The organism is Pseudarthrobacter sp. 05T312 (assembly GCF_056396685.1).
Map to the genome: position 1 here is coordinate 26,544 of NZ_JBFTLY010000023.1, position 23,715 is coordinate 50,258.

Genomic DNA, 23,715 nt, shown 5'->3' on the forward strand with positions numbered 1-23,715 from the left:
CGTGACTAGCACCGATGCAACCGCCGCCGGCCAGGGCCGTGCCGGGGTCTGGAACCTTCCCAATGTCCTGACCATGATCCGCATCGCGCTGGTCCCGTTCTTCGTGTGGTTCCTCGTGGCGGACGCCCCCGGGCTGCACAGCACCTCCGGACCGTGGCGCTGGGCAGCTGTGGCGGCGTTCGCCGTCGCCATCTACACCGACAAGCTCGACGGCGACATTGCCAGGAGCCGGAACCTGGTCACGGACTTTGGCAAGATCGCCGACCCCATTGCCGACAAGCTGCTCATCGGCTCCGCGCTGGTGATGCTGTCCTTGCTGGGAGAGCTCCCCTGGTGGGCCACCGTGGTGATCCTGGTCCGGGAATGGGGCATCACGGCCCTGCGCTTCTTCGTGATCCGCTACGGGGTCATCCCCGCCTCCCGCGGCGGGAAGCTCAAAACGGTGGTACAGACCGCGGCGATCTTCCTGTACCTGCTGCCGTTCGGGGCATTCGCGCCCTGGATGTCCTGGGTGGCGTTCGCGGTCATGATGGCAGCCGTGGCGATCACGCTGTGGACCGGCGTCGAGTACGTGGTGGAGGCCCTGCGCCTGCGCGCGAGGGGTAAACGCGAGGCAGGAACCGAGGGGCGGGAACAGGCATGAGCAACCTTCACCAGCTGGCGGCACAGGCCGTCCGGCAGGCACTTGAGTCCGGACGGACCGTTGCCACCGCGGAGTCATTGACGGCCGGCATGGTGTCCGCTGTCCTGGCTGACACCCCGGGCGCTTCCGGCATGCTGCAGGGCGGTGTGGTGGCTTACCAAAACTCCGTGAAGGAGGCGGTGCTGCAGGTGCCCACCGACCTGCTGGCCCGTGCCGGCTCCGTCGATCCCGACGTCGCCCGCGCCATGGCGGCCGGGGCGCGCACTGTCCTGGGGGCCGACGTCGGGCTTTCCACCACCGGCGTCGCCGGTCCCGAGGCGCACGACGGCAAGCCCGTAGGCCGGGTCTACATCGGCATCGCCACAGCCGCAGGCACCGCCGGTTTCGAGTACACCTTCACGGGAAGCCGGCCGGACATCCGGGCCGCCGCCTGCGCCGCCGCGCTGGAAAGACTCCTCGAGGCCCTCGCCGGCTGAGCCCTGCAGGCCGCCAAGCTACCGCGCGTAAAGTTGCCGGGAACAAAAGCCACTACCGATTAGTTATTACATTGTGTCGCTTCCGGAGAGCGGAGGCGCCTAGGATGAAATGACCAAGACAGGTTCGCCGGCGGCGGACCTGACCAATGAGGGAGCAAGGCGATACAGATGGTAAAGCAGCCCGTATCCGTAAACGGCGTTGTCCGCTGGAAGGATGTGGGCCTCGCCGAACAGGCTAAGAGCGAACAGAAGGAGCGCAAGATGGTTGTACTTCGTCACGAAATCGGTGATGTCCTGCGCGATGTCCGCCAGCGTCAGGGGCGCACGCTCCGTGAAGTTTCGCACAGTGCCCGTGTCTCCCTGGGATACCTCAGCGAAGTGGAGCGCGGCCAGAAGGAAGCATCGTCAGAGCTTCTGTCCTCGATCTGCTCGGCACTGGATGTTCCGCTGTCAAGCATGCTCCGCGAGGTCAGCGACCGCGTGGCCGTAGCCGAAGGCGTCGCAGTTCCGGACACCGTTCCGCAGGAATTCTCCCAGCGTTACGGCCGTGACCTGGAACGCGACCTCAACACTGAACTGAACGACGAACTCTCCACGGGCCTCCTCTCCGGAGCCCGGTAAGGCGCCCCACCCCAGGGTGGGCGCCGGACAGCAGGAAGCCCCCGGCCATGGCCGGGGGCTTCCTGCTGTGGTCAGTCCTCCTGCACCCGCTCCGGTGAGGCGGGCCCGTCGGCGGCTTCTTTGGGGAACCCGTCACGCTCATAGGTGGAGTTCAACCTGGCCATGCAACGGGCCAATTCCTCCAGGTCCTCCACCGGCCATTCGCGCAGCCGCTCCTGGAAGACCTGGCGCCTGGCGTCCTGGACCTGGTGCATCTTCTCTTCGCCCTTGGGCGTCAACCGGATCGACTGAGCACGGCGGTCCAGCGGGTCCGCCTCCTTGGACACCAGGCCAAGGCCTTCCAGGAACGCGATCTGCCGGCTGACCGACGGTTTGCCCACCCCGATGTTCATGGCCAGCTCGGTGAGCCGGATGGGTCCTTCACGGCGGATGATCGTCAACAGCCCGTACGCCGCTGGCTCCATGTCCGGGTGTACCTCGCGCGAAAGCTGGTTGGAGATGGCCCGCGCCCGCCGCCAAAAAAGGCTGATCTGGTGTTCAACATTCTGCAGCGCGGTATCGGCGGCGTCGTCGCCTGCGTCCTGCCGCTGCGGGAGGTCAGGGGAGTTGCTCATGGCAACAATTCTAGGGTCCACAATCATGAGAGGATTTACCGATGCGAATCAGCGAGTACTGGCGTCTGATGGATGACGAGTTCGGCGCGGGATACTCACGCGTGCTGAGCAGCACCCTGGTCCTTGCCGGCGTCGGTGGGCGCACCGCTGACCAGGCCCTGGCGGCCGGGGTTGAGCCGCGCCGGGTCTGGCTTGCAGTCTGCGACGTCCAGGATGTCCCGTCGGAACGGCGGCTGGGCCGCGACATCGCCCCGCGCCGCGACTAGCGCAGGGCCTGGGCGCTGACCGGGGCCAGGATCCTGCCGCCGGACACGCCGCAGGGGGCTCCACTCTTCGAATACCTGTTCGGATAAGGCTATGATTTTTTCATCGGGTTTATCCACATAGCCGTTGTCCTCCGGCCGGAATGTCAGTGGGTCCCCTTAGCGTCAGAGATGACCAACACAACGGCCGCGAAGGCCACCATCGAGAAAGCATTAGAGGTGTCAACCATGGCGGCAGCCCCGGATCGTGCAAAAGCGCTGGAAGCAGCGCTTGCCCAGATTGACAAGCAGTTCGGCAAGGGCTCGGTCATGCGCCTGGGCGACGAAGTCCGCGCTCCGATCGAAGTCATCCCCACCGGCTCCATAGCCCTGGATGTCGCCCTTGGCATTGGCGGGCTCCCGCGCGGCCGCGTCATCGAAATCTACGGTCCTGAGTCCTCAGGTAAGACCACCGTTGCCCTGCACGCCGTGGCGAATGCCCAGCGCGCGGGCGGGATCGCAGCCTTCATCGACGCCGAGCACGCACTGGACCCTGACTACGCCGCCAAGCTGGGCGTGGACACCGATGCCCTCCTGGTCTCGCAGCCGGACACCGGCGAGCAGGCCCTGGAAATCATGGACATGCTGGTCGGCTCCGGTTCCCTGGATGTCGTTGTCATCGACTCCGTTGCCGCCCTGGTGCCGCGCGCAGAAATCGAAGGCGACATGGGCGACAGCCACGTCGGCCTCCAGGCCCGCCTCATGAGCCAGGCCCTGCGTAAGATCACCGGCCGCCTGAGCCAGACCAAGACCACGGCCATCTTCATCAACCAGCTCCGTGAAAAGATCGGCGTCTTCTTCGGATCCCCCGAAACCACCACCGGCGGTAAGGCCCTGAAGTTCTACGCGTCGGTCCGCATCGACGTCCGCCGGATCCAGACCCTCAAGGAGGGCGCCGACTCCGTCGGCAACCGGACCAAGGCCAAGATCGTCAAGAACAAGATGGCTCCGCCCTTCAAGGTTGCCGAGTTCGACATCATCTACGGCCAGGGCATCTCCCGCGAAGGCGGCATCATCGACATGGGCGTGGAACACGGCATCATCAAGAAGTCGGGTTCCTGGTTCACCTACGACGGCGACCAGCTGGGCCAGGGCATGGAAAACTCGCGCCGTTTCCTCCGTGACAACCCGGAGCTGGCCGCCGAGCTGGAGCGCCTCATCAAGGAGAAGCTGGGTGTCGGCGTCAAGCCTGCCGAGGATGAGTCCAAGGACGCGCCAAAGCTGAAAGCCGTCGACGGGTTCTAGCCCTTGACCGGCCCACGAACACGGCGGACCCGTTCCGGCAACCCCTCAACTGGGGTGTCGGACGGGTTCGCCGTACCCGAGGACCCGCAGGCCGCGGACGCCGAACCGGATCCGTTCTCCGTGGCGCAGGCCATCGTGTACCGGCAGCTGACAGCGGCGCCGAAGAGCCGGCTGCAGCTTGCCCGGAAACTGGCCGAGCGGAACATCCCGGAACACGTCGCGGAGGCCGTGCTGGACAAGTTCCAGGAAGTCCGGCTGATCAACGATGCCGAGTTTGCCGACATGTGGGTCAGGAGCCGGGCCCAGTCCAGGAAGCTGGCCAAGGGCGCGCTCCGGCGGGAACTCGCTGAGAAGGGCATCGAGCCGGAAACGGCTGCCTCGGCTTTGGAGCAGCTGACCGACGCCGATGAGGAAGCCGCCGCCCGTGCCCTGGTGGAACGCAAGCTCCGCCCCGGGACGGACTTGGCCGGCCCCGGCGAGCGGGACAAAGCCGTACGGCGGTTGGCGTCCATGCTGGCACGCAAGGGCTACCAACCCTCCCAGGCGTTCCGGATCGTCAACGAGGTCCTCGATTCCCGGCAGGACCCCGACAGCGATCCTTTCCAGAGCCGGTACCCTTAACGGGTGAGTTTGACCATTCCTTCCCCCCAATCCGGCGCCACCCCTTCCGTCGAAGCAGGGGCCGTGCCGCACTCCGGAGCGATGCCCCGCACCTACCAGGTGCGCACCTTCGGCTGCCAGATGAACGTTCACGACTCCGAACGGATGTCCGGCCTGCTGGAGGCCGCTGGTTACGTGCCCGCGGAGGGCGAGCATGCCGACGTCGTGGTGTTCAACACCTGCGCAGTCCGCGAAAACGCGGACAACAAGCTCTACGGCAACCTGGGCATCCTGGCCCCGGTCAAGGCGGCCAACCCCGGCATGCAGATCGCCGTGGGCGGTTGCCTGGCACAAAAGGACCGCGAAACCATCCTGAAGAAGGCGCCATGGGTGGATGCCGTCTTCGGCACCCACAACGTCGGTGCCCTGCCGGCCCTCCTGGACCGGGCACGGCACAACAACGAAGCGCAGCTGGAAATCCTGGAGTCCCTGGACGTCTTCCCCTCCACGCTGCCCACCAAACGTGACTCCGTCTACTCGGGCTGGGTGTCCATCTCCGTAGGCTGCAACAACACCTGCACGTTCTGCATCGTCCCGGCACTGCGCGGCAAGGAAAAGGACCGCCGGCCCGGAGAGATCCTCGCGGAGATCCAGGCACTCGTGGACGACGGCGCCATCGAAGTCACCCTGCTCGGCCAGAACGTCAACTCCTACGGCGTCGAGTTCGGGGACCGGCAGGCATTCTCCAAACTCCTGCGTGCCTGCGGCGAGATCGAGGGACTGGAACGCGTCCGCTTCACCAGCCCGCACCCGGCCGCCTTCACCGACGACGTCATTGACGCCATGGCAGAAACTCCCAACGTGATGCCGCAGCTGCACATGCCGCTGCAGTCCGGGTCGGACAGCATCCTCCGGGCCATGAAGCGTTCCTACCGGTCAACCAAGTTCCTGGGAATCCTGGACAAGGTCCGCGAACGGATCCCGCACGCCGCCATCTCCACCGACATCATCGTCGGCTTCCCCGGTGAAACCGAAGAGGACTTCCAGGCAACCCTGGACGTGGTGGAAAAGTCCCGCTTCGCCACCGCCTTCACCTTCCAGTATTCAAAGCGTCCCGGCACGCCGGCGGCTGACCTGCCAGACCAGCTCCCCAAGGCCGTGGTCCAGGAACGCTTCGAACGGCTCACCGCCCTCCAGGACCGCATCGCCGCGGAAGAAAACCGGAAGCAGCTTGGCCGACGACTCGAAGTCATGGTCACGGCCCAGTCGGGGCGGAAATCGGAGGAAACCCACCGGCTCTCCGGCCGGGCGCGAGACCAGCGGCTGGTCCACTTCTCGGTGCCGGAGGGTGCGCCCGCCCCCAGGCCCGGGGACCTCGTCACCGTCACCATTACCGAAGCCGCCGCCTTCCACCTGGTGTCCGACCCCACGCTTGAGGACTACAGCCTGCGCCGGTCACGGGCAGGGGACGCATGGGACAGGTCCCAGGCCGACTCCTGCGGGGCGCCATCTCCGGCCTCACCAGGGGAACGCAAGGGCGTCTCGCTCGGCATGCCCGCCCTCCCGCTGCGCACCCGCTGACAGGTGGCTGCCCCGCCCGTTGTCGCCGTCGTCGGTCCCACCGGCTCAGGCAAGTCCGACCTCGCCGTCAACCTTGCCCTCGCCCTGGACGGCGAGGTCATCAACGCCGACGCCATGCAGTTCTACCGCGGCATGGACATCGGCACGGCCAAAATCACCATGGCCGAGCGCAGGGGAGTGCCGCACCACCTCCTGGACACCCTGGACGTCACCCAGGAAGCCAGCGTTTCCGACTTCCAGGCCCAGGCACGCGAAACCATCGACGACATCCATCAGCGGGGCAAGCGCGCCATCCTGGCCGGCGGCTCCGGTCTGTACGTCCGGGCAGCGCTGGACGTCCTGGAGTTCCCGGGGACCGACCCAGCGCTGCGTGCGCGCCTCGAGGCGGAGCATGCCGAGCTCGGTACCGAAGCACTCCTGGCCAGGCTTCGGACTGTGGATCCCGCCTCCGCCGCCCGCGTCTCCGATGCCCGGCGCATCATCCGTGCCCTCGAGGTGCACGAACTTACCGGGCGGCCCTTCAGCTCCTTCATGCCCCGGCGGGAGTACCACCAGTACGCCATTCAGCTGGGCCTCAGCGTGGACCGCGAGGTCCTGCGGGACAGGTTGGCCGCACGTGTGCACCGGATGGTGGAGGATGGCCTGCTGGACGAAGTCCGGATGCTCGACGCCAGCGGCCTGCGCCGCGGTAAAACCGCTTCCCGTGCCCTGGGCTATTCCCAGTTCCTGCGCGTCCTCGATGGCGGGTCCACCGTCGAGGCCGCCGCGGAGGAAACCATCGTGGCCACCCGGCAGTTCGCCCGGCGCCAGCTGACCTGGTTCCGTGCCGATCCGCGCATCGCCTGGCTCGACTGGCAGGATCCGGAGCTCCTGGGCAAGGCCGTGGAGCTGGCCCGGTAGCAGCGGTTTCAGGCGGGGCAGCCTCCGCCGCTACGCTTGGAATCATGAATGCTACCCCCGCAGAAACCACCGGACCTGCCCTGCGCACACTGAGCGGGCTCCCCTTTTCCAAGGGGCACGGCACCGGCAACGATTTCGTCCTGGTGGCCGACCCCGAGGGGACACACGTGATCGGCGCGGACCAGGCCGCGGCGCTGTGCGACCGGCACCGCGGGATCGGCGCCGACGGCCTGATCCGGGCGGTCCCGTCGCGCTTCCTGCCCGAGGGCCGGGAATTGCTGGCCGGCGCCCCGGACGCGGAATGGTTCATGGACTACCGCAACGCGGACGGCTCCCTGTCCGAGATGTGCGGCAACGGCGTCAGGGTCTTCGTCCACTTCCTGCGGACCGAGGGCCTGATCGACCTGTCCGACGGCGGATCGCTCACCATCGGCACCCGGGGCGGCGTCAAGACGGTGGTCCGCACCGGAGACGGCTATGCGGTGGACATGGGACCCTGGGAGTTCATCTTCCCCGGTGAAGCCAGCGCCAAGGCCATGGATTCCCTGGTCACCGCCGACGGGCTGGAGGTTGCCCGGCCGGCCCTGTCCGTGAGCATGGGCAACCCGCACACGGTGGTGGCCCTCGCCGAACTCTCGGAGCTCACCGGCACCCGGCTCTTCACCGCCCCGAAGGTCGACCCGGTACCCGCGAACGGGACCAACGTGGAATTCGTGGTGCCGGCAGAACCGCTGGTCCATGACGGCGTCGGGTCCGTAACGATGCGGGTGCACGAGCGTGGCGTGGGGGAGACCCAGTCCTGCGGGACGGGAGCCTGTGCTGCCGCCGTCGCCATCAGGCACTGGGCCGGGGCGGAAGCCCCGGACGCCTGGCAGGTCCACGTTCCGGGCGGAGTGGTGGGCGTAAAGTTCTTCGCCGGCCCCGGCGGCCACGAGCATGTGGAGCTCAGCGGCCCCGCCGTCATTGTGGCGAGTGGGACGCTTTCCTGACCTTCAGGATGCGGAAGGACTTCGACGTCGACTCGCGGGTCACGCTGAAGGAGCTGTCCAGTTCGGCGGCCAGCCAGCGCTGAAGCGAGTCAGAGCCAAGGTTCTTCTGCACCACCAGCCACGCCGTCCCGCCCTTTGCGAGGCGCGGCAGCCAGAGTTTGAGCAGGGCGTGCAGTTCGTCCTTGCCAATCCTGATGGGCGGGTTGGACCAGATGGTGTCGAAGCGGATCTCCGGATCCACGGCGCCGGGAGTGCTGGCGACCACGTTGGCCAGTCCCAGTGCGGCGGCGTTCTCGTTGGTCAGGGTGATGCAGCGTTCGTTGACGTCCACCGCGTAGACCCTTGATTCGGGGGCCAGCAGCGCCATAGTGAGCGCCACCGGACCCCAGCCGCACCCGATATCCAGGAGGTTGCCCTTGGGATTCGGGGCCGGAACTTCGGCGAGGAGCACCGCGGTGCCCTTGTCGATTCCGTCCGGGCTGAAGATGCCCGTGGAGGTCTGGAGCCGTCGCGTCTCCCCGGCCAATTCCACCGTCAAAGGCTTCCGGGTAAAGGGGCCGGCAGGGGACGTGCTGAAATAGTGTGCGGACTCCATAACTGGCCAGAGTAGTTCCCCCTGCAGCGTAATGGGAAACCGGCCTGAAGGCCCTCTGCTAGGCTGGATGGCATGTTCCTGATCTTCGAGTAGCCGGCACGGGCCATGCCCGTCCGCAGCCTGTCCTCCAGCGACAGTGCGTCCCGCAGCGATGCAGGTTCCCATGCCTTCCGCTTTGCGCACCGGCCAGACCGTTCCGTCTGAGCCGGCCGCCGGACAAAACTCGAAAGTCAGCCCGTTGCTGCACTTCCTGCCTTCGTCCGGTCTTCCAGCCGTGCCGCCGTCCTGATGCGGCCTTCGAGCCCCGGCATCGCAGCCGGCGGCGAAACAACCAGGAGAACTGAATGACCGCAGGCCGTCAGCCCAGCGCGAATACTTATCAACTTCGAGCCAATCAGCACTATTCTGGAACTGCCGAATCTTCAAAGGAGACCATGACCAGCCAGCCCAATACCGGTTCCGATCCAGCCGCCCAGGACATGAGTCCGCAGGAGATCCAGGCTGTCATCGACCGGATCCTCGCCAAGGACGTTCCCGCCAAAAATGCCGGCACGTCCGGCGGTGAAGGCGGCAGCGGAAAAGCCGTGCTTGGCAAGGCGCAAGCCATTTCCCGGCTCGACGAAGAACATTCAACGTACGACGGCGACCAGCAGGACCTCGAGGAACGGCGCGCCCTGCGCCGCAGGGCAGGTCTGTCCACCGAGCTTGAGGACGTCACAGAGGTTGAATACCGGCAGCTGCGCCTCGAACGCGTGGTCCTGGCCGGGCTTTGGTCCGAGGGGACGCTGGCCGACGCCGAAAACTCACTGCGGGAGCTGGCGGCCCTGGCCGAGACGGCGGGCTCGGAAGTCCTCGACGGACTGGTGCAGCGCCGCGACAAGCCGGACCCCGGGACGTTCCTGGGTTCCGGCAAGGCGCAGGAACTCAAGGACATCGTCACGGCCACCGGCGCGGACACCGTGGTGGTGGATGCCGAACTGGCACCCTCCCAGCGCCGTGGCCTGGAAGACATCGTCAAGGTCAAGGTCATCGATCGAACAGCGCTGATCCTGGACATCTTCGCCCAGCACGCCAAGAGCCGCGAAGGCAAGGCGCAGGTGGAACTGGCGCAGCTGGAATACCTGCTTCCCCGCCTGCGCGGCTGGGGTGAGTCGATGTCCCGCCAGGCTGGTGGCCAGGTGGGCGGCGCCGCCGCGGGCATGGGCTCCCGTGGCCCCGGTGAGACCAAGATCGAACTCGACCGGCGCCGGATCCGGACGCGCATGGCCAAGCTGCGGCGCGAAATCGCCGCCATGAAGCCGGCACGCGAGACCAAGCGGGCCAACCGACGGCGCAATGAAGTACCCTCCGTGGCGATTGCCGGCTACACCAACGCCGGCAAGTCCTCGCTGCTCAACCGGCTCACCGACGCTGGGGTCCTCGTGGAGAATGCGCTGTTCGCCACCCTTGATCCCACGGTCCGCAAGGCTGAGACCGCTGACGGCCTGGGGTACACGCTGGCGGACACCGTCGGGTTCGTCCGTTCGCTGCCCACCCAGCTGGTGGAAGCCTTCCGCTCCACCCTCGAGGAGGTGGCAGACTCGGACCTGATCCTGCATGTGGTGGACGTGTCGCATCCCGATCCGGAAGGGCAGATCGCCGCGGTCCGGAAGGTCTTCAGCGAAGTCGACGCGCGCAAGGTGCCGGAGATCATCGTCCTGAACAAGGCCGATGCGGCGGACCCCTTTGTGGTGGAGCGGCTCAAGCAGCGCGAGCCTCGGCACGTCGTGGTTTCGGCCCGCACGGGGGAGGGCATTCCGGAACTCCTGAAGGCCATCAGTGAGTCCATTCCGCGGCCATCGGTCAAGATGGAGCTGCTCATTCCGTACGACCGCGGGGACCTGCTCAGCAAGCTCCACGAGTCCGACGCCGAAATCCTCAGCCTGGACCACGTTGAGGCAGGCACCAGGGCTGCCGTGATGGTCCGGGAGGGCCTCGCGTCTGAACTGGAACCATTCGTCGTCAATGACTGACCCCGCGGCCGGCGAAGCTGCGCAGACGGCGGGCGAGCAGTTCGTTATTGAACTGCTCGACCGCGCCGTCGCCGGCATGGGCGGACAAAGCCGCACCGGACAACACGAAATGGCCCGCCAGGTGGCCCGGGCCATCGAAACGGGCAACCACTTGTTGGTCCAGGCAGGCACCGGCACCGGCAAATCGCTCGCCTACCTGGTGCCGCTTATCGCCCATGCCCTGGAAAGCAACAAGCCGGCCCTGGTGTCCACGGCCACGCTGGCATTGCAGACCCAGATTGTGGGCAGGGACCTGCCCCGGCTCCTGAAGAACATCACGCCGGCACTGGACCGGCCGGTCAAGGTTGCCCTGGTCAAGGGGCGGTCCAACTACGTTTGCCGCCACAAGCTTGAAGGCGGGTTCCCGTCAGAGGAGCCCTCGGAAGGTCAGCTCTTCTCCCTGGGAGAGGACACCAGCGTTCCACATTTCGCTGCTTCCGTGGGCGGACCATCGTCGCAGCTTGGCAAGGAAGTGGTGCGGCTCCGCGAATGGGCTGAAAAGACAGCCACCGGCGACAGGGACGAGCTCCTGCCGGGTGTGACCGACCGTGCCTGGCGCCAGGTTTCCGTGACGTCGATGGAATGCCTGGGGGCACAGAAATGCCCAATGGCCGCCGAATGCTTCAGCGAACTCGCCCGCCAGGACGCAGCCGACGCCGATGTGGTGGTGACCAACCACGCCATGCTGGCCGTCAGCGCGTTCGAGGGACTCGCGGTCCTGCCCGAATACGACGTCGTGGTGGTGGACGAAGCGCACGAACTGCAGGACCGGGTCACTGGCGCCGTGTCCGGACAGTTGTCCGTGGCTATGGTCCACGCTGCCGCTTCGGGTGCCCGGAAACATACCGCCATCACCGTTGATGCCCTGAACGCCGCAGCTGCAAACCTGGAGCTGGCTCTTGCCGGCGCGCCGAACGGTCTGCTTCCCAACGGGCTGAACGATGAACAGCTCGACTGCGTGGACCAATTGCGTGAAGCGTGCCGGGCCGCGTTGTCCGATTCCAAAGGAGACAGCAACACCACAGCCGACGGCGGGCGGCAGCTGGCGCGTTCCCGGCTGATGCTCATCCTGGAACTCTGCGAAAGGCTCATTGCTGCACGCGAGAACCGCGAAGTGGTGTGGTTTTCCCGCGCCAGCACCTTCGACCCCGGCCAGGGATACTCACCGCCCGATGACAGTGCACCGGTGCTGATCAACATAGCCCCACTATCCGTCGCCGGGAGGCTGCGGGAGGGGCTTTTTGCGGACCATACCGTCGTGCTGACCTCTGCCACCCTGGCCATTGGCTCCGCCTTTGAACCGGCGGCCGGGGGACTGGGCCTGGTAGGCGACGGAGCCCCCAGCTGGACGGGCGTGGATGTTGGCTCGCCCTTCGACTATCCCAAACAGGGCATCCTCTACGTCGCCGGCCACCTGCCCAAGCCCGGCCGCGGCGTGTCACCGGAAGCGCTGTCAGAACTCGAAGCACTCATCAAGGCATCCGGTGGGGGCGCCCTGTGCCTGTTCTCCTCGCGTCGGGCCGCCGAAGAGGCCGCCGATGCCCTCCGGCCCAAGCTCAATATGACTGTTCTCTGCCAGGGCGAGTCGACCATGACCGCCCTGGTGAAGCAATTCGCCGACGAACCGGACACCTGCCTCTTCGGAACCATGTCCCTGTGGCAGGGCGTCGACGTTCCCGGAGGATCCTGCCGGCTGGTGGTGATAGACCGCATCCCCTTCCCGCGGCCGGACGATCCCCTCATGACGGCGCGTTCGCGTGCCGTGGCGCAGGCAGGGGGAAACGGCTTCATGTCCGTTTCCGCCACCCACGCGGCCATCCGGCTTGCGCAGGGCGCCGGCCGCCTGATCAGGTCTACCGGGGACAAAGGGGTGGTGGCTGTCCTGGACTCACGGCTGGCCACCGAACGCTATGCGGGATTCCTGCGCGGGGCGCTGCCCCCGTTCTGGGCCACCACCGATCGCGCCAAGGCGCTGGCTGCGCTCACCCGGCTTGGTGCAGACGCTTCCTGAGAAACCGCCGGACAACGCCTGCGCGGATGCCGCGCAGGCGTGCGCAGGCTAGAGCGAACGCAGGACTGAGACGACCTTGCCCATGATGGTGGCGTGGTCGCCCAGGATTGGTTCGTACTGCGTGTTCTGGGGGAGCAGCCAGGTGTGTCCGTCGCGCTGGCGGAACGTCTTCACGGTCGCCTCGTCGTCCAGCAGGGCAGCAACAATGTCCCCGTTGGCAGCGTCAGCCTGCCGCCGCACCACCACCCAGTCGCCGTCGCAAATGGCGGCGTCCACCATGGAGTCACCGGCCACCCTCAGCATGAAAAGTTCGCCCTGGCCCACCAGCTGGCGGGGCAGCGGCATGACGTCTTCCACGAGCTGTTCGGCGAGGATGGGGCCGCCGGCGGCAATCCGGCCCACCAGCGGAACCATGGCCGTATCCAGCGCGGTGGGCAGTTCGGTGACCGTGGCGCCGCCGCCCGCAGCCTGCGGCGCAGGAGACGCGCCGGCGCCTTTGCCCCCGCCGTCGAGCGTGAGCGGCATCAGCACTTCCATGGCGCGCGGCCGCTTGGGGTCGCGGCGCAGGTAACCCAGCTTCTCCAACTGTGAGAGCTGGTGGGTCACGCTGGACAGGCTCGCAAGGCCGACGGTATCGCCGATCTCGCGCATGGAGGGCGGATAACCGTTCTCGTTGACCGAGCGCTGGATGGTTTCGAGGATCTTTTTCTGCCGTGGGGTCAGGCCCTTGGCTGTCCTCTTGGATTGCGGGGCGGTCCTGCCCCCGGCGGCTGCTGCTGCCATATTCGCCAATGCCTTTCGCTTGCCGCCGGATCTTCCGTGTGCCGCTGTTCCACAGTGCCGCCGGAAGGACTCCCACTGTCATTGTCAGACCCTGCTGTTCAACTTCAGTGGTGGATGTTCTGTGGTTTCAAAACTAGGCCAGCCACATTGCTTTTTCAAACATTTGTTCTAGCGAGTCTCGACAATGTTCGTTGATAGGTGCTAAAACTTAACAAGCAAAGTTCGAACATGTGTTCTAACCAGCAGGTGCCCCATTCGAATACGCGGCCGGGAGAAGTCCGGCGCGATATGAACGGCAAGGCAGCAGCGGGCGGACACCCGGGCAGCACGGCAAGTCCAGGAGGGCTTAGTTCATGTCAGCTTTATCTCTTCACCAGGTTTCACCTTCGTCCGCACCCCTGCGGCTGACCCGCCGGGGGAGGATCGTCCTGATCGGAGTTCCGCTCGTGCTCCTGGCTGTACTCCTGCTGTCGCTTTCAGGCCTCTTCCACTCCCCGGCCAAGGCCTCGGACTCGGCCGCCGACCTTGCCGTGACGCCCACCGTCACGGTGACCGTGCAGTCCGGCCAGTCGCTGTGGGCCATTGCGGGCGCCGTCGCTCCGGACCGGGACGCCCGCGACGTCGTGGCGGACATCGTCCAGCTCAACAACCTTGACGCCGGCACCGTCCTTCCAGGCCAGCAGCTGTTCGTTCCCACGCACTGAGTAGCTGCCACGGCGATCCGTGTGGTGCGCTGCAGGCACCGCCTCGCTCCTGGCCGTGCCCGGAGCGAACAGGAACCGTCACATTTTCCGGCGGTTGCCGCGGCAACTAAACTGTTCAGGTGAACCAGCAGCTAGAACGTCTGAACCGGCTTCCCCTCCGCAGCAACCTTCGCGGACTGACTCCCTATGGGGCTCCCCAGTTGGACGTCCCCATCCTGCTGAACGTCAACGAAAACACCCATGGTGTTCCTGCCGATGTGCGGGCCGCCATCAGCGCCGCCGTTACCGAAGCCGCCGCGGGCCTCAACCGCTACCCGGACCGCGAGTTCACAGCGCTCCGGAAGGCCCTGGCGGAATACCTCGGGCATGGGCTCGACGAAACCAACCTTTGGGCAGCCAACGGTTCCAACGAGGTCCTGCAACAGATCCTCCAGGCCTTCGGCGGTCCAGGGCGCACGGCCCTTGGCTTCCCGCCCACGTACTCCATGTACCCACTGCTGGCCAGTGGAACGGACACGCAGTACATCACCGGGGAACGCTCGGAAGGCTACGATCTCAGCGCTGAGTCCGCAGCCCGCCAGGTCAAGGAACTGCAGCCGAACATCGTGTTCCTCTGCTCGCCCAACAACCCCACCGGGACCGGGCTTGGGCTGGACGTCGTGGAGGCCGTCTACGAGGCCGGTGCGGACAGCCAGGCCATCGTCATAGTCGATGAGGCGTACCACGAGTTCGCGCACGACGGAACGCCCAGCGCGCTGACGCTCCTGCCCGGCCGTGAGCGGCTGATCGTGTCCCGCACCATGAGCAAGGCGTTCGCCCTGGCGGGGGCCCGGCTCGGCTACATGGCTGCTGCACCCGAGGTCACCGACGCCCTGCGCCTGGTCCGCCTGCCGTACCACCTGTCCGCCATCACCCAGGCCACCGCCCTGGCCGCACTCGAACACCGCGAAGCGCTCATGGCCGACGTCGAGGACATCAAGAAGCAGCGGGACCGCATCGTGGCCGAACTGACCAGGATGGGCCTCAAGCCCGCCGCGTCGGACTCCAACTACGTGTTCTTTGGCGGCCTGGAAAATCCGCACCAGGTCTGGCAGGAACTGCTGGACGCGGGCGTGCTCATCCGGGACGTGGGCATCCCGGGCCACCTCCGGGTCACCGCAGGCACTGAGGCGGAAACCACAGCCTTCCTCACGTCCCTGGAACGCATCCTTGCCGGCCACGCCGCGCTTCACGCCTAGACTTGATACTGCGGCGCTGGTCGCCTTGAACCACTCCTTCTCCCACTAAGGATCCTTCACCATGAGTCCAACCGGATCGAATACGGCTGCTGCCCGGACCGCCCGCATGGAGCGTGCCACCAGCGAGTCCTCCGTACTCGTGGAGATCAACCTCGACGGAACCGGCGTATCGGACATCGATACCTCGGTGCCGTTCTACGACCACATGCTGACCGCCCTGTGCAAGCACTCGCTGATCGACATGACGGTCAAGGCCACCGGCGACACCCACATCGACGTCCACCACACCGTGGAGGACGTCGCCATCACTTTCGGCGAGGTCCTCCGGACTGCCCTGGGCAACAAGGCAGGCATCCGCCGGTTCGGCGAAGCCACCGTGCCGCTGGATGAGGCCCTTGCCAATGCGGTGGTGGACGTGTCCGGCCGCCCGTATCTGGTGCACGGGGGTGAGCCGGCGGGCCAGGAATACCACCTGATCGGCGGCCACTTCACAGGGTCCCTGACCCGCCACGTGTTCGAGGCCATCACCCTGCACGCCGGCATCTGCCTGCACATGAACGTGATTGCCGGCCGGGACCCGCACCACATCGTCGAGGCACAGTTCAAGGCCTTTGCCCGCGCCCTCCGCGCCGCCGTCGAACCGGATCCCCGGGTTGAGGGCATCCCGTCCACCAAGGGTGCGCTGTGAGCGGGCAGGTCCTGAAGGACGGGGCAATCATCGACCCGTCGGCGTCGCGCAGGCTGCCGTCGCCGGAGGGCAAGCCCACGGTCACGGTGCTGGACTACGGGTCCGGGAACGTCCGCTCGGCCGTGCGCGCGCTGGAACGTGCCGGCGCGGAAGTGGTCCTGAGCGCCAAGCCGGAAGACGTGCTGAACGCGGACGGCCTGGTGGTGCCGGGCGTCGGCGCGTTCGAGACCGTGATGCGCGAGCTCAAGGCCGTGGACGGCATCCGGCTCATCGGCCGGCGCGTGGCAGGCGGCCGCCCGGTCCTTGGGATCTGCGTGGGCCTGCAGGTCCTGTTTGAAGCCGGCGTCGAACACGGCACCGAAGCGCAGGGCATCGGCGAATGGCCGGGCAAGGTGGAGGCACTCCCCGCCGAAGTTGTTCCGCACATGGGCTGGAACACCGTCAAGGTCCCCGAAGGCTCGAAACTCTTTGCCGGCGTCGAAAACGAACGGTTCTACTTCGTGCACTCCTACGGCGTGCAGGAATGGAACTTCGACGTCATCCAGCCCCGGATGGCGCCGCCCCTGGTTACCTGGTCCGAGCACGGCGGACCGTTCATCGCCGCCGTAGAAAACGGCCCGCTCTGCGCCACCCAGTTCCACCCCGAAAAGTCCGGCGATGCCGGTGCGCGGCTCCTGCGCAACTGGGTGGAAGGCCTGCGCAAGCCGGCCGCCGCTGACTCCGGCGCCCCGGCCGCCGACGCCGGCAGTGACGCCTAGATGTGGCCCGTACTCCTGACGGGCCTCGCCGGCCTGCTGATTGGCGGCGGCATCTCGTTCCGGCAGCAGCGCAAGCCCCTCTGGACCCAGGTGGCCTTTTATGTCCTGGCCGCCATGTCGCTGGTCGCCGCCTACCTGCTCACGCTGCCGGCCGGCTGATCCAGGGGCTCCGCGGCGCTGCCTGAGCGCGCCGACTTCCACCCGCCTTTGCCCGAAACCGAAGAACCAACACCGAGGATGAGTATGACCACCGCACATGACCTGCCGGTACTTGAACTGCTGCCTGCCGTCGACGTCGTCAACGGCCAGGCCGTCCGGCTGGTCCAGGGCGAGGCAGGAAGCGAAACCAGCTACGGAACGCCCCTCGAAGCGGCGCTGAACTGGCAGCAGCAGGGCGCCGAATGGGTTCACCTGGTGGACCTTGACGCAGCGTTTGGGCGTGGCTCCAACGCCGACCTGCTCCGCGAGGTGGTGGGCAGGCTGGACATCAAGGTGGAGCTCTCGGGCGGCCTCCGCGATGACGAGACCCTGGAAGCAGCCCTCGATTTGGGTGTGGCACGCGTCAACCTCGGGACCGCGGCACTGGAAAACCCGGAGTGGACTGCCCGGGCCATCGAGCGCTTCGGCGACAAGATCGCCGTCGGCCTTGACGTCCGGGGGACCACCCTGGCCGGCCGTGGCTGGACGAAGGAAGGCGGGGACCTGTGGGACGTGCTGGGCCGCCTCGAAGAGGCCGGCTGCGCCCGCTATGTGGTGACCGATGTGACCAAGGACGGCACCCTGCAGGGCCCGAACGTTGAACTCCTGCGCCAGATGGTGGAGAAGACCGGCAAGCCCGTGGTGGCCTCCGGCGGCATCTCCAGCCTGGACGACCTCAAGGTCCTCCGCTCGCTGGTTCCCCTGGGCGTCGAAGGCGCCATTGTGGGCAAGGCCCTCTACGCCGGAGCCTTCACGCTGCCCGAAGCCCTCGACGTCGCCGGCCGCCGCTAGGCGCGGGGAAGCAGCCCGGCCATGCCCAGCTCCGAAGAACCGGTAAACCCTCCCGCCCGCCACCTGCCCGGACACATCGCGGCGGCGCTGGCAGGCGCCGGTGGTGCCACGGACTCCGCGGGCCAGCCATGGGCCGGCCGCAGCCTCGCCGGTGAGGACGCAAAGATCCACAACTTCGAGGACGACGACGGAACGGCCGACGTCGGCTACCTCGCCGCAATTGCCGCGCTCCGCCAGGGGCGGGGCGACGAGGCTGACGTCGTTGCGTCGCTGGCCACGGCCCGGGTTTTCATTCCCATCGTGGCGCAGCTGGCTGAAGAGGCAGAAACAGAGCACGGGCTGCACGCTGACAAACAGGCGGATATGGCGCTGGTGACGCTGAAGGCTGCGGACGGACGGACTGCGCTGCCGGCCTTCACGTCGGCGGACGCATTGTCCGCCTGGCATCCCGAAGCCCGTCCGGTGGCCGTCTATGCCGCCCGCGCGGCGCTCTCGGCCGTCGCCGAAGGGGCAGAACTCCTGGTCCTGGATCCGGGCGCCGACGTGACGTTCGTGGTGCGCAGGCCCGGTGTCTGGGCCCTCGCCCAGCAGCATGGCTGGACCCCTTCCTACGGTGACCAGGAGCTGGCCGCCGAAATGGGCACCGCTGCCGCCGGCTTCGCGGCTGTCCGCGGCATCGAGCTGCTGCCCGGCAGGGGAGTGGCCGCCATGGCCGCCGACGGCTCTGTTGTTCCAGGCGGTGGTGCCGGGCCGGAGCTGCAAGTGGTGCTGTACCTTGAAGACGGCCTCGACGCTGCCGGTGTGCAGGAGCTGGTGGCCGGCCTGCAGGCGGAGTGGTCCCGGAATGTATTGTTTGGGGAGCGCGTCGATTCCCTTGAAATCAAACTGAGGCGCGCGCCCGACTAGCCGCCAGCCGGATGGGTGATCCCCGCCGGGGCTGCGGCGCATCCGAAGGACCGCTTTCGTGAATTTCGCTCTCTACCGGGAGTTGCTTGCCGTTCGGCCCATCCGCCGGCTGCTGCTGGTGGGCATGGTTGCCCGGATCCCGCACTCGGCCGCCGGCGTTCTGCTCACCCTGCACATCGTCCTCACCCTGGGCCAGGGCTATGCCGCCGCCGGTGCCGCCGCGGCCGTCATGACCATCGGCATTGCGCTGGGTGCGCCGTGGCGTGGCAGGCGCGTGGACACCGTGGGTCTTCGGACCGCGCTCATTCCATCGGTGATCTCGGAGACGGTGATCTGGTCGGTGGTGCCCCACGTGTCCTACCAGTGGCTCCTTCCGCTGGTCTTTGTGGGCGGCCTGCTCACGCTCCCCATCTTCAGCGTGGTCCGTCAATCCCTGGGCGTCCTGGCGGAGGGCGAGCAGCGCCGCACCGCGTTTGCCCTCGACGCCATCACCACCGAAGTGGTCTTCATGATCGGCCCGGCCGCCGGCGCCGTGGTGGCCACCAGCGGCTACACCACCGCAGGACTCACGGTGGTGGGCGTTTCGACGTCGCTCGCCGGCCTGTTCCTCATGTGGTTCAACCCGCCCACCCGCAGCGAGGGCCTGAGCCTGGAATGCGCAGAGGATGAGCAGCATGCTGCCGAGGCCGCGGTGGTGTCCACGGCCCCGGCGCATGTGCAGGAAGCCGCTGCCGAACTGGCGCCCGCCGGGGCGGCCACCAGCGCCGCGCAGGGCCTTCGGGGAAAGCTGGCGGGCGGCTTTTCCTGGTTCACCGCAACAGTCGCAGCCCTCTTCGCCGTAGCGGCCGGCGCCGGAATGGTCCTCAGCGGCACCGACGTCGGCATCGTCGCTGCACTGGAAATCGGCGGCCACCAGAGCGAGATCGGGATCGTCTTCGTCTTCTGGTGTGCGGCTTCCGTGGTGGGCGGTTTGATCTACGGGGCCATGCACCGGCCCGTCCCGCCCATCTTCCTGCTGCTCGGCATGGCCGCCCTGACCCTGCCCATGGCTTTCGCCCACGACACCTGGACGCTGGCCCTCGTCTCCGTCCTGCCCGGGCTGCTGTGCGCCCCCGTGCTGTCCGCGGCCTCAGAGAAAGTGGCGGACCTGGTGTCCGAGGAGCGGCGCGGGGAGGCGATGGGCTGGTACGGCTCCGCGTTGACCGCCGGAGTTGCGTTCGGTTCGCCGCTGGCCGGGGTCTTCATCGACGTCATGGGCCCCTCCGGCGGTTTCGTTTCCGTCGGAGCCGCCGGCGTGGTGCTCTGCGTCGTAGGGCTTGCGCTCCAACAGCGGCGCCGCCGGCCGGCCGCCTGAGCGGTCCCGCCCAGCCGTGGAGTTAAAGCGCGACGGCGGGACACCCGCAAAGGGGGTGTCCCGCCGTCGGACGGTGCCTGGGGGAGTTGGGCTTTAGTTGACTGCCCCGGTGTACTTTTCGCCCGGGCCCTTGCCCGGTGCATCCGGAATCAGTGACTCTTCGCGGAAGGCCAGCTGCAGGGACCGCAGGCCGTCGCGCAAGGGTCCGGCGTGCTGGGATCCGATCTCCGGGGCAGCTGCGGTCACGAGTCCGGCCAGTGCGGTGATCAGCTTCCGGGCCTCGTCGAGGTCCTTGAGTTCGGCTGCGTTGTCCTCCGCGGCCAGGCCAAGCTTTACCGCGGCGGCGCTCATCAGGTGTACGGCCGCCGTGGTGATGACCTCGATGGCGGGAACTTCGGAGATGTCGCGGATCTGTTGTGAAACGTCTGCGCCTGCGTTGCCGGGCTCGAAGACGTATGAATTACTGTCTGGGGTGCTCATACTGGTAAGCTTGACACAGACCGACTGGATGTAGTTATTTCAGGGATTGTCCTAAGCGATCAGGTTCCCAGCAGCGCTTCGCGGCGTTGACGGGAATTTTTTCTGTAGAATGGCATCCAGTTTGCAAGCGGAGTTCTCTCCCACCCGCGTCAGCCGTTGTCCCGCCCGTTCCTCTGGAACCCGCAGGGACGCAAGGTTGCCGGGTACCTGGTTGGGCATGAGCCGGCATTTGCCGGGACTGTGCACGTGCAGCCCTTTTCGGGTTGCCGGTCCAACCTCTTTGAGGCCTTCGATTGCTCCGGCAATTGGGGGCCTTCTTCATTTGCCGGACTCAACAACAAACACAGGAGCTTTAACATTAGCGAGCCAAGAATCAATGAGCGTATCCGCGTCCCCGAGGTGCGGCTGGTCGGCCCTGCAGGTGAACAGGTAGGAATCGTCCGTATTGAGGATGCCCTGCGCCTGGCTGCCGAGTCCGACCTTGATCTCGTTGAAGTTGCACCTCAGGCGAAGCCTCCGGTGTGCAAGCTGATGGACTTCGGCAAGTACAAGTACGAGGCCGCGGTCAAGGCACGTGAGGCCCGGAAGAACCAGACGAACACTGTTCTGAAGGAAATCCGCTTCCGCTTGAAGATCGACACCCACGACTACGAGACCAAGCGCGGCCACGCCCTGCGCTTCCTCGGCGCCGGGGACAAGGTCAAGGCCATGATCCAGTTCCGTGGCCGCGAGCAGCAGCGTCCGGAGATGGGCATCCGCCTGCTCCAGCGCTTCGCGGACGACGTCGCCGAAGTCGGCGTGGTGGAGTCCAGCCCCCGCATCGACGGCCGCAACATGGTCATGGTGGTTGGCCCGCTGAAGAACAAGGCAGAAGCGAAGGCGGAGGCACGCCGTGCCACCCAGCGCGCCGAAGCCAAGGCCGAGAATGAAGCCAAGGCTGCGGGCCGGGTAGACACCTCCGGCAAGGACCAGGCTCCCATGACCCAGTCGCTGGCGGACCTCCTGCCGGAAGGCTTCACCGTCTCCACCGAGCCGGAGGCACCTGCCGCCGACAACGCTCCGGCCGAAGCGCCTGCTGCCGCTCCTGAGCAGGAAGCACCGAAGCAGGAGGCTCCGAAGCAGGAAGCCCCCAAGGCTCCGGCTCCGAAGCAGGAAGCGCCGAAGGCTGCTGCTGCACCCAAGGCTGCTGCACCGAAGGCCGCCGCGCCGGCGCCCAAGCCTGCAGTTGCCGCCAAGCCGGAAGCGGCTGCGCCGAAGCCGGCCGGCGTGCCTGCGCCGCCCAAGCCGGTGGCCAGGCCTGCTGCACCTAAGCCTGCTGCACGCCCTGCCCCCAAGGCAGTGCCGAAGCCGGCCGGTAAGAAGACCAACTAGTTCACAGCTGCCGGGCATGCTCCGGCAGTCAGCAACCAGCATGCTGCCCGCGGGGGTGGCTGCGCGATAGAACTGCCGGCCCCCGGGCCCGCAGAAACGTAAGGAGATCGGTTCCCATGCCGAAGATGAAGACCCACAGTGGTGCTAAGAAGCGCTTCAAGCTGACCGGCAGCGGCAAGCTGCGCCGCCAGCAGGCCAACCGCCGCCACTACCTGGAGCACAAGTCCAGCCGCCTGACCCGCCGCCTTGCCGGCGACAAGATCGTCTTCAAGGGCGACGCCAAGGTCATCCGGAAGATGCTCGGCATCTAGTTTCCAAGTTTATTGATGGACCGCCCGCCGGTGGTCCGTCACCTGCCAAACAGCCTTCTCAGGCCGCCGGAACACCGGCAACAGATGCTTGGGATCAGATTTTCGAAGGAGTACGCACGTGGCACGTGTGAAGAGGGCGGTCAACGCCCACAAGAAGCGCCGGGTTGTTCTTGAACGGGCGAAGGGCTACCGCGGACAGCGGTCGCGCCTGTACCGCAAGGCCAAAGAGCAGCTGCTGCACTCGTTTGTGTACAGCTACGGTGACCGCAAGAAGAAGAAGGGCGACTTCCGCCGCCTGTGGATCCAGCGCATCAACGCTGCGTCCCGCGCCAACGGCCTGACCTACAACCGCCTCATCCAGGGCCTGAAGGCCGCCGAGGTCGAGGTTGACCGCCGCATGCTGGCCGAGCTTGCCGTCTCTGACGCCAACGCCTTCGCCGCACTGGTCCAGGTGGCCAAGGACTCCCTGCCGGCAGACACCTCCGCCAAGAAGGTTGCCGCAGCTTAGCAGCCGCTGCCACCCCTCGCCTGAGGGGCCAGTTCAGGAACTCGAAGCGTCAGCTACTACAGTTCTTGTATGAACGAATCCGGGCGCCCGCAAGATCTTCCACTGTCCAACCCCCGAGCCGATCGGGTCAGGGACGTGGCAAAACTTGCAGGGCGCCCGGCCCGTTTAAAGCGCGGCCAGTTCCTTGCCGAGGGGCCGCAGGCGGTCCGGGAAGCCCTCAAGCTCCACCAGCAACGCCTTGCGTCCGGCGCCGAGGGGATCGTCACTGAGGTCTTCGCCAGCGAAAGCTGCCTTGACCGTTTCCCCGAATTCGAAGAACTTGCCGAAGGCACCGACGCCCGGCTGGCCACCGACGAGGTCCTGGCGGCCATGGCGGACACCGTCAATCCGCAGGGCATCGTCGCCGTCTGCCGTTTCGTGGACGTTGAGCTGGCGGACGTGCTCGACGCCGCACCCCTCCTGATTGCCGTGCTGTGCCAGGTCAGGGATCCCGGGAACGCCGGCACGGTCCTGCGCGCAGCCGATTCGGCAGGCGCGGACGCAGTGGTCTTCACCACCTCCAGCGTCGATATCTACAACCCCAAGGCCGTCCGCTCCACCGCGGGCTCGCTGTTCCACCTTCCAGTGGTCCTTGCCGCGGACCCCGCAGAACTGGCTGCGGCATGCAAGGCCCGCGGCATCGGGATCCTTGCGGCCGACGGATACGGGCAGCTGGACCTCGATGTCCTGCAGGACGAGAACGCCCGCCGCCGGCTCACCGGAGCCGGCCCTGCATCCGAATACGACCTTGCTGCGCCGACCGCCTGGTTCTTTGGGAATGAGGCCCAGGGCCTCTCCGAAGAGGAGCTTGCACTGGCAGACCACCGGGTTGCGGTCCCGGTATACGGCGCGGCCGAAAGCCTCAACCTTGGAACGGCGGCCACCGTGTGCCTCTACGCCAGTGCCCGTTCCCAGCGCCGCCCTGCATCACCGTCCCAGGACCTCAACGGATAGTGC

General features: G+C 66.8%; 27 protein-coding genes. 23 read left to right on the forward strand and 4 right to left on the reverse strand.

Features of this window, described 5'->3' with window-relative positions; translation table 11 throughout:
* Nucleotide 1 precedes the first annotated feature (1 nt).
* The 3 genes from pgsA to AC1DIP_RS20695 all read left to right on the forward strand — a co-directional run bounded on the left by pgsA (nucleotide 2) and on the right by AC1DIP_RS20695 (nucleotide 1,740).
* Nucleotides 2-643 carry a CDP-diacylglycerol--glycerol-3-phosphate 3-phosphatidyltransferase gene (gene pgsA / locus AC1DIP_RS20685; protein ID WP_476210357.1) on the forward strand — a complete coding sequence of 214 codons (642 nt, stop codon included), beginning with the start codon at nucleotides 2-4 and terminating at the stop codon, nucleotides 641-643.
* On the forward strand, nucleotides 640-1,119 hold the full coding sequence (locus AC1DIP_RS20690; protein ID WP_476210359.1) for a nicotinamide-nucleotide amidohydrolase family protein: 480 nt from the start codon (nucleotides 640-642) through the stop codon (nucleotides 1,117-1,119). The genes pgsA and AC1DIP_RS20690 overlap by 4 nt, the downstream gene beginning before the upstream one ends.
* Before the next feature lie 168 nt (nucleotides 1,120-1,287).
* Nucleotides 1,288-1,740, forward strand: a complete 453-nt coding sequence (locus AC1DIP_RS20695) for a helix-turn-helix domain-containing protein (protein ID WP_018771597.1) — start codon at nucleotides 1,288-1,290, stop codon at nucleotides 1,738-1,740.
* A gap of 71 nt (nucleotides 1,741-1,811) precedes the next feature.
* Here AC1DIP_RS20695 and AC1DIP_RS20700 read toward each other — a convergent pair whose 3' ends face one another.
* Complete coding sequence (locus AC1DIP_RS20700) at nucleotides 1,812-2,354, reverse strand: MarR family transcriptional regulator (protein ID WP_476210361.1); 543 nt, start codon at nucleotides 2,352-2,354, stop codon at nucleotides 1,812-1,814.
* 41 nt (nucleotides 2,355-2,395) lie between these two features.
* Between AC1DIP_RS20700 and AC1DIP_RS20705 the strand changes: the two genes are divergently transcribed.
* The 6 genes from AC1DIP_RS20705 to dapF all read left to right on the forward strand — a co-directional run bounded on the left by AC1DIP_RS20705 (nucleotide 2,396) and on the right by dapF (nucleotide 7,971).
* The gene (locus AC1DIP_RS20705; RefSeq protein WP_141160961.1) at nucleotides 2,396-2,620 is read left to right on the forward strand and encodes a DUF3046 domain-containing protein; all 225 of its coding nucleotides are present in this window, start codon (nucleotides 2,396-2,398) and stop codon (nucleotides 2,618-2,620) included.
* Between the two features lie 225 nt (nucleotides 2,621-2,845).
* Nucleotides 2,846-3,901, forward strand: coding sequence for a recombinase RecA (gene recA / locus AC1DIP_RS20710; protein ID WP_026266121.1), 1,056 nt, complete (start codon nucleotides 2,846-2,848; stop codon nucleotides 3,899-3,901).
* A 120-nt stretch (nucleotides 3,902-4,021) separates the two neighbouring features.
* Complete coding sequence (locus AC1DIP_RS20715; protein ID WP_476211867.1) at nucleotides 4,022-4,522, forward strand: RecX family transcriptional regulator; 501 nt, start codon at nucleotides 4,022-4,024, stop codon at nucleotides 4,520-4,522.
* A 3-nt stretch (nucleotides 4,523-4,525) separates the two neighbouring features.
* Nucleotides 4,526-6,082: a tRNA (N6-isopentenyl adenosine(37)-C2)-methylthiotransferase MiaB gene (gene miaB, locus AC1DIP_RS20720; protein ID WP_477734947.1), complete on the forward strand. Its 1,557-nt coding sequence runs from the start codon at nucleotides 4,526-4,528 to the stop codon at nucleotides 6,080-6,082.
* Between the two features lie 3 nt (nucleotides 6,083-6,085).
* The gene (miaA, locus tag AC1DIP_RS20725; protein WP_477734948.1) at nucleotides 6,086-6,982 is read left to right on the forward strand and encodes a tRNA (adenosine(37)-N6)-dimethylallyltransferase MiaA; all 897 of its coding nucleotides are present in this window, start codon (nucleotides 6,086-6,088) and stop codon (nucleotides 6,980-6,982) included.
* A gap of 44 nt (nucleotides 6,983-7,026) precedes the next feature.
* Complete coding sequence (dapF, locus tag AC1DIP_RS20730; protein ID WP_477734949.1) at nucleotides 7,027-7,971, forward strand: diaminopimelate epimerase; 945 nt, start codon at nucleotides 7,027-7,029, stop codon at nucleotides 7,969-7,971.
* Here dapF and AC1DIP_RS20735 read toward each other — a convergent pair.
* Nucleotides 7,943-8,566, reverse strand: coding sequence for a class I SAM-dependent methyltransferase (locus AC1DIP_RS20735; protein WP_477734950.1), 624 nt, complete (start codon nucleotides 8,564-8,566; stop codon nucleotides 7,943-7,945). The genes dapF and AC1DIP_RS20735 overlap by 29 nt on opposite strands.
* 434 nt (nucleotides 8,567-9,000) lie before the next feature.
* Between AC1DIP_RS20735 and hflX the strand changes: the two genes are divergently transcribed.
* A complete protein-coding gene (gene hflX / locus AC1DIP_RS20740) occupies nucleotides 9,001-10,578 on the forward strand; it encodes a GTPase HflX (RefSeq protein WP_477734951.1) in 1,578 nt (525 codons plus the stop codon).
* A complete protein-coding gene (locus AC1DIP_RS20745; RefSeq protein ID WP_224025614.1) occupies nucleotides 10,571-12,628 on the forward strand; it encodes an ATP-dependent DNA helicase in 2,058 nt (685 codons plus the stop codon). Before hflX ends, AC1DIP_RS20745 begins: the two co-directional genes overlap by 8 nt.
* 48 nt (nucleotides 12,629-12,676) lie before the next feature.
* On the opposite strand, the gene lexA is transcribed toward AC1DIP_RS20745, so the two are convergent.
* Nucleotides 12,677-13,411: a transcriptional repressor LexA gene (lexA, locus tag AC1DIP_RS20750; protein WP_159632321.1), complete on the reverse strand. Its 735-nt coding sequence runs from the start codon at nucleotides 13,409-13,411 to the stop codon at nucleotides 12,677-12,679.
* A gap of 353 nt (nucleotides 13,412-13,764) precedes the next feature.
* Here lexA and AC1DIP_RS20755 point away from each other — a divergent pair, with 353 nt between their 5' ends.
* The 8 genes from AC1DIP_RS20755 to AC1DIP_RS20790 all read left to right on the forward strand — a co-directional run bounded on the left by AC1DIP_RS20755 (nucleotide 13,765) and on the right by AC1DIP_RS20790 (nucleotide 20,049).
* The gene (locus tag AC1DIP_RS20755; protein ID WP_477734952.1) at nucleotides 13,765-14,115 is read left to right on the forward strand and encodes a LysM peptidoglycan-binding domain-containing protein; all 351 of its coding nucleotides are present in this window, start codon (nucleotides 13,765-13,767) and stop codon (nucleotides 14,113-14,115) included.
* Between the two features lie 119 nt (nucleotides 14,116-14,234).
* Nucleotides 14,235-15,353, forward strand: a complete 1,119-nt coding sequence (locus AC1DIP_RS20760; protein ID WP_477734953.1) for a histidinol-phosphate transaminase — start codon at nucleotides 14,235-14,237, stop codon at nucleotides 15,351-15,353.
* Between the two features lie 61 nt (nucleotides 15,354-15,414).
* Nucleotides 15,415-16,041 carry an imidazoleglycerol-phosphate dehydratase HisB gene (hisB, locus tag AC1DIP_RS20765; protein ID WP_224025616.1) on the forward strand — a complete coding sequence of 209 codons (627 nt, stop codon included), beginning with the start codon at nucleotides 15,415-15,417 and terminating at the stop codon, nucleotides 16,039-16,041.
* Complete coding sequence (hisH, locus tag AC1DIP_RS20770; protein ID WP_275180306.1) at nucleotides 16,038-16,799, forward strand: imidazole glycerol phosphate synthase subunit HisH; 762 nt, start codon at nucleotides 16,038-16,040, stop codon at nucleotides 16,797-16,799. The genes hisB and hisH overlap by 4 nt, the downstream gene beginning before the upstream one ends.
* Nucleotides 16,800-16,958 carry a hypothetical protein gene (locus AC1DIP_RS20775; protein ID WP_224025617.1) on the forward strand — a complete coding sequence of 53 codons (159 nt, stop codon included), beginning with the start codon at nucleotides 16,800-16,802 and terminating at the stop codon, nucleotides 16,956-16,958. It abuts the gene before it with no gap.
* An 84-nt stretch (nucleotides 16,959-17,042) separates the two neighbouring features.
* Nucleotides 17,043-17,789 carry a bifunctional 1-(5-phosphoribosyl)-5-((5-phosphoribosylamino)methylideneamino)imidazole-4-carboxamide isomerase/phosphoribosylanthranilate isomerase PriA gene (gene priA, locus AC1DIP_RS20780; protein ID WP_159632316.1) on the forward strand — a complete coding sequence of 249 codons (747 nt, stop codon included), beginning with the start codon at nucleotides 17,043-17,045 and terminating at the stop codon, nucleotides 17,787-17,789.
* A 21-nt stretch (nucleotides 17,790-17,810) separates the two neighbouring features.
* Nucleotides 17,811-18,695 (forward strand): SseB family protein, encoded by an 885-nt coding sequence (locus tag AC1DIP_RS20785; protein ID WP_477734954.1) that lies wholly within the window; start codon nucleotides 17,811-17,813, stop codon nucleotides 18,693-18,695.
* Between the two features lie 58 nt (nucleotides 18,696-18,753).
* A complete protein-coding gene (locus tag AC1DIP_RS20790; protein ID WP_476210379.1) occupies nucleotides 18,754-20,049 on the forward strand; it encodes an MFS transporter in 1,296 nt (431 codons plus the stop codon).
* A gap of 93 nt (nucleotides 20,050-20,142) precedes the next feature.
* Here the strand turns inward: AC1DIP_RS20790 and AC1DIP_RS20795 are convergent, their stop codons facing one another.
* Nucleotides 20,143-20,529: a DUF1844 domain-containing protein gene (locus AC1DIP_RS20795; protein WP_476210380.1), complete on the reverse strand. Its 387-nt coding sequence runs from the start codon at nucleotides 20,527-20,529 to the stop codon at nucleotides 20,143-20,145.
* A gap of 399 nt (nucleotides 20,530-20,928) precedes the next feature.
* Between AC1DIP_RS20795 and infC the strand changes: the two genes are divergently transcribed.
* The 4 genes from infC to AC1DIP_RS20815 all read left to right on the forward strand — a co-directional run bounded on the left by infC (nucleotide 20,929) and on the right by AC1DIP_RS20815 (nucleotide 23,712).
* Nucleotides 20,929-21,900 (forward strand): translation initiation factor IF-3, encoded by a 972-nt coding sequence (infC, locus tag AC1DIP_RS20800; RefSeq protein ID WP_477734955.1) that lies wholly within the window; start codon nucleotides 20,929-20,931, stop codon nucleotides 21,898-21,900.
* 116 nt (nucleotides 21,901-22,016) lie between these two features.
* Nucleotides 22,017-22,211, forward strand: coding sequence for a 50S ribosomal protein L35 (gene rpmI / locus AC1DIP_RS20805; protein ID WP_009358635.1), 195 nt, complete (start codon nucleotides 22,017-22,019; stop codon nucleotides 22,209-22,211).
* A gap of 118 nt (nucleotides 22,212-22,329) precedes the next feature.
* Nucleotides 22,330-22,719 carry a 50S ribosomal protein L20 gene (rplT, locus tag AC1DIP_RS20810; RefSeq protein ID WP_018763610.1) on the forward strand — a complete coding sequence of 130 codons (390 nt, stop codon included), beginning with the start codon at nucleotides 22,330-22,332 and terminating at the stop codon, nucleotides 22,717-22,719.
* Between the two features lie 69 nt (nucleotides 22,720-22,788).
* Nucleotides 22,789-23,712 (forward strand): TrmH family RNA methyltransferase, encoded by a 924-nt coding sequence (locus tag AC1DIP_RS20815; RefSeq protein ID WP_476210400.1) that lies wholly within the window; start codon nucleotides 22,789-22,791, stop codon nucleotides 23,710-23,712.
* Nucleotides 23,713-23,715: the final 3 nt, after the last annotated feature.

Bases quoted from the DNA above. Each gene is read 5' to 3' on its own strand.
- AC1DIP_RS20690 (WP_476210359.1), top strand. From the start codon at position 640: ATGAGCAACCTTCACCAGCTGGCGGCACAGGCCGTCCGGCAGGCACTT.
- AC1DIP_RS20695 (WP_018771597.1), top strand. From the start codon at position 1,288: ATGGTAAAGCAGCCCGTATCCGTAAACGGCGTTGTCCGCTGGAAGGAT.
- AC1DIP_RS20700 (WP_476210361.1), bottom strand. From the start codon at position 2,354: ATGAGCAACTCCCCTGACCTCCCGCAGCGGCAGGACGCAGGCGACGAC.
- AC1DIP_RS20705 (WP_141160961.1), top strand. From the start codon at position 2,396: ATGCGAATCAGCGAGTACTGGCGTCTGATGGATGACGAGTTCGGCGCG.
- recA (WP_026266121.1), top strand. From the start codon at position 2,846: ATGGCGGCAGCCCCGGATCGTGCAAAAGCGCTGGAAGCAGCGCTTGCC.
- dapF (WP_477734949.1), top strand. From the start codon at position 7,027: ATGAATGCTACCCCCGCAGAAACCACCGGACCTGCCCTGCGCACACTG.
- AC1DIP_RS20735 (WP_477734950.1), bottom strand. From the start codon at position 8,566: ATGGAGTCCGCACACTATTTCAGCACGTCCCCTGCCGGCCCCTTTACC.
- hflX (WP_477734951.1), top strand. From the start codon at position 9,001: ATGACCAGCCAGCCCAATACCGGTTCCGATCCAGCCGCCCAGGACATG.
- AC1DIP_RS20745 (WP_224025614.1), top strand. From the start codon at position 10,571: ATGACTGACCCCGCGGCCGGCGAAGCTGCGCAGACGGCGGGCGAGCAG.
- lexA (WP_159632321.1), bottom strand. From the start codon at position 13,411: ATGGCAGCAGCAGCCGCCGGGGGCAGGACCGCCCCGCAATCCAAGAGG.
- AC1DIP_RS20755 (WP_477734952.1), top strand. From the start codon at position 13,765: ATGTCAGCTTTATCTCTTCACCAGGTTTCACCTTCGTCCGCACCCCTG.
- hisB (WP_224025616.1), top strand. From the start codon at position 15,415: ATGAGTCCAACCGGATCGAATACGGCTGCTGCCCGGACCGCCCGCATG.
- AC1DIP_RS20775 (WP_224025617.1), top strand. From the start codon at position 16,800: ATGTGGCCCGTACTCCTGACGGGCCTCGCCGGCCTGCTGATTGGCGGC.
- priA (WP_159632316.1), top strand. From the start codon at position 17,043: ATGACCACCGCACATGACCTGCCGGTACTTGAACTGCTGCCTGCCGTC.
- AC1DIP_RS20785 (WP_477734954.1), top strand. From the start codon at position 17,811: ATGCCCAGCTCCGAAGAACCGGTAAACCCTCCCGCCCGCCACCTGCCC.
- AC1DIP_RS20795 (WP_476210380.1), bottom strand. From the start codon at position 20,529: ATGAGCACCCCAGACAGTAATTCATACGTCTTCGAGCCCGGCAACGCA.
- rpmI (WP_009358635.1), top strand. From the start codon at position 22,017: ATGCCGAAGATGAAGACCCACAGTGGTGCTAAGAAGCGCTTCAAGCTG.
- AC1DIP_RS20815 (WP_476210400.1), top strand. From the start codon at position 22,789: ATGAACGAATCCGGGCGCCCGCAAGATCTTCCACTGTCCAACCCCCGA.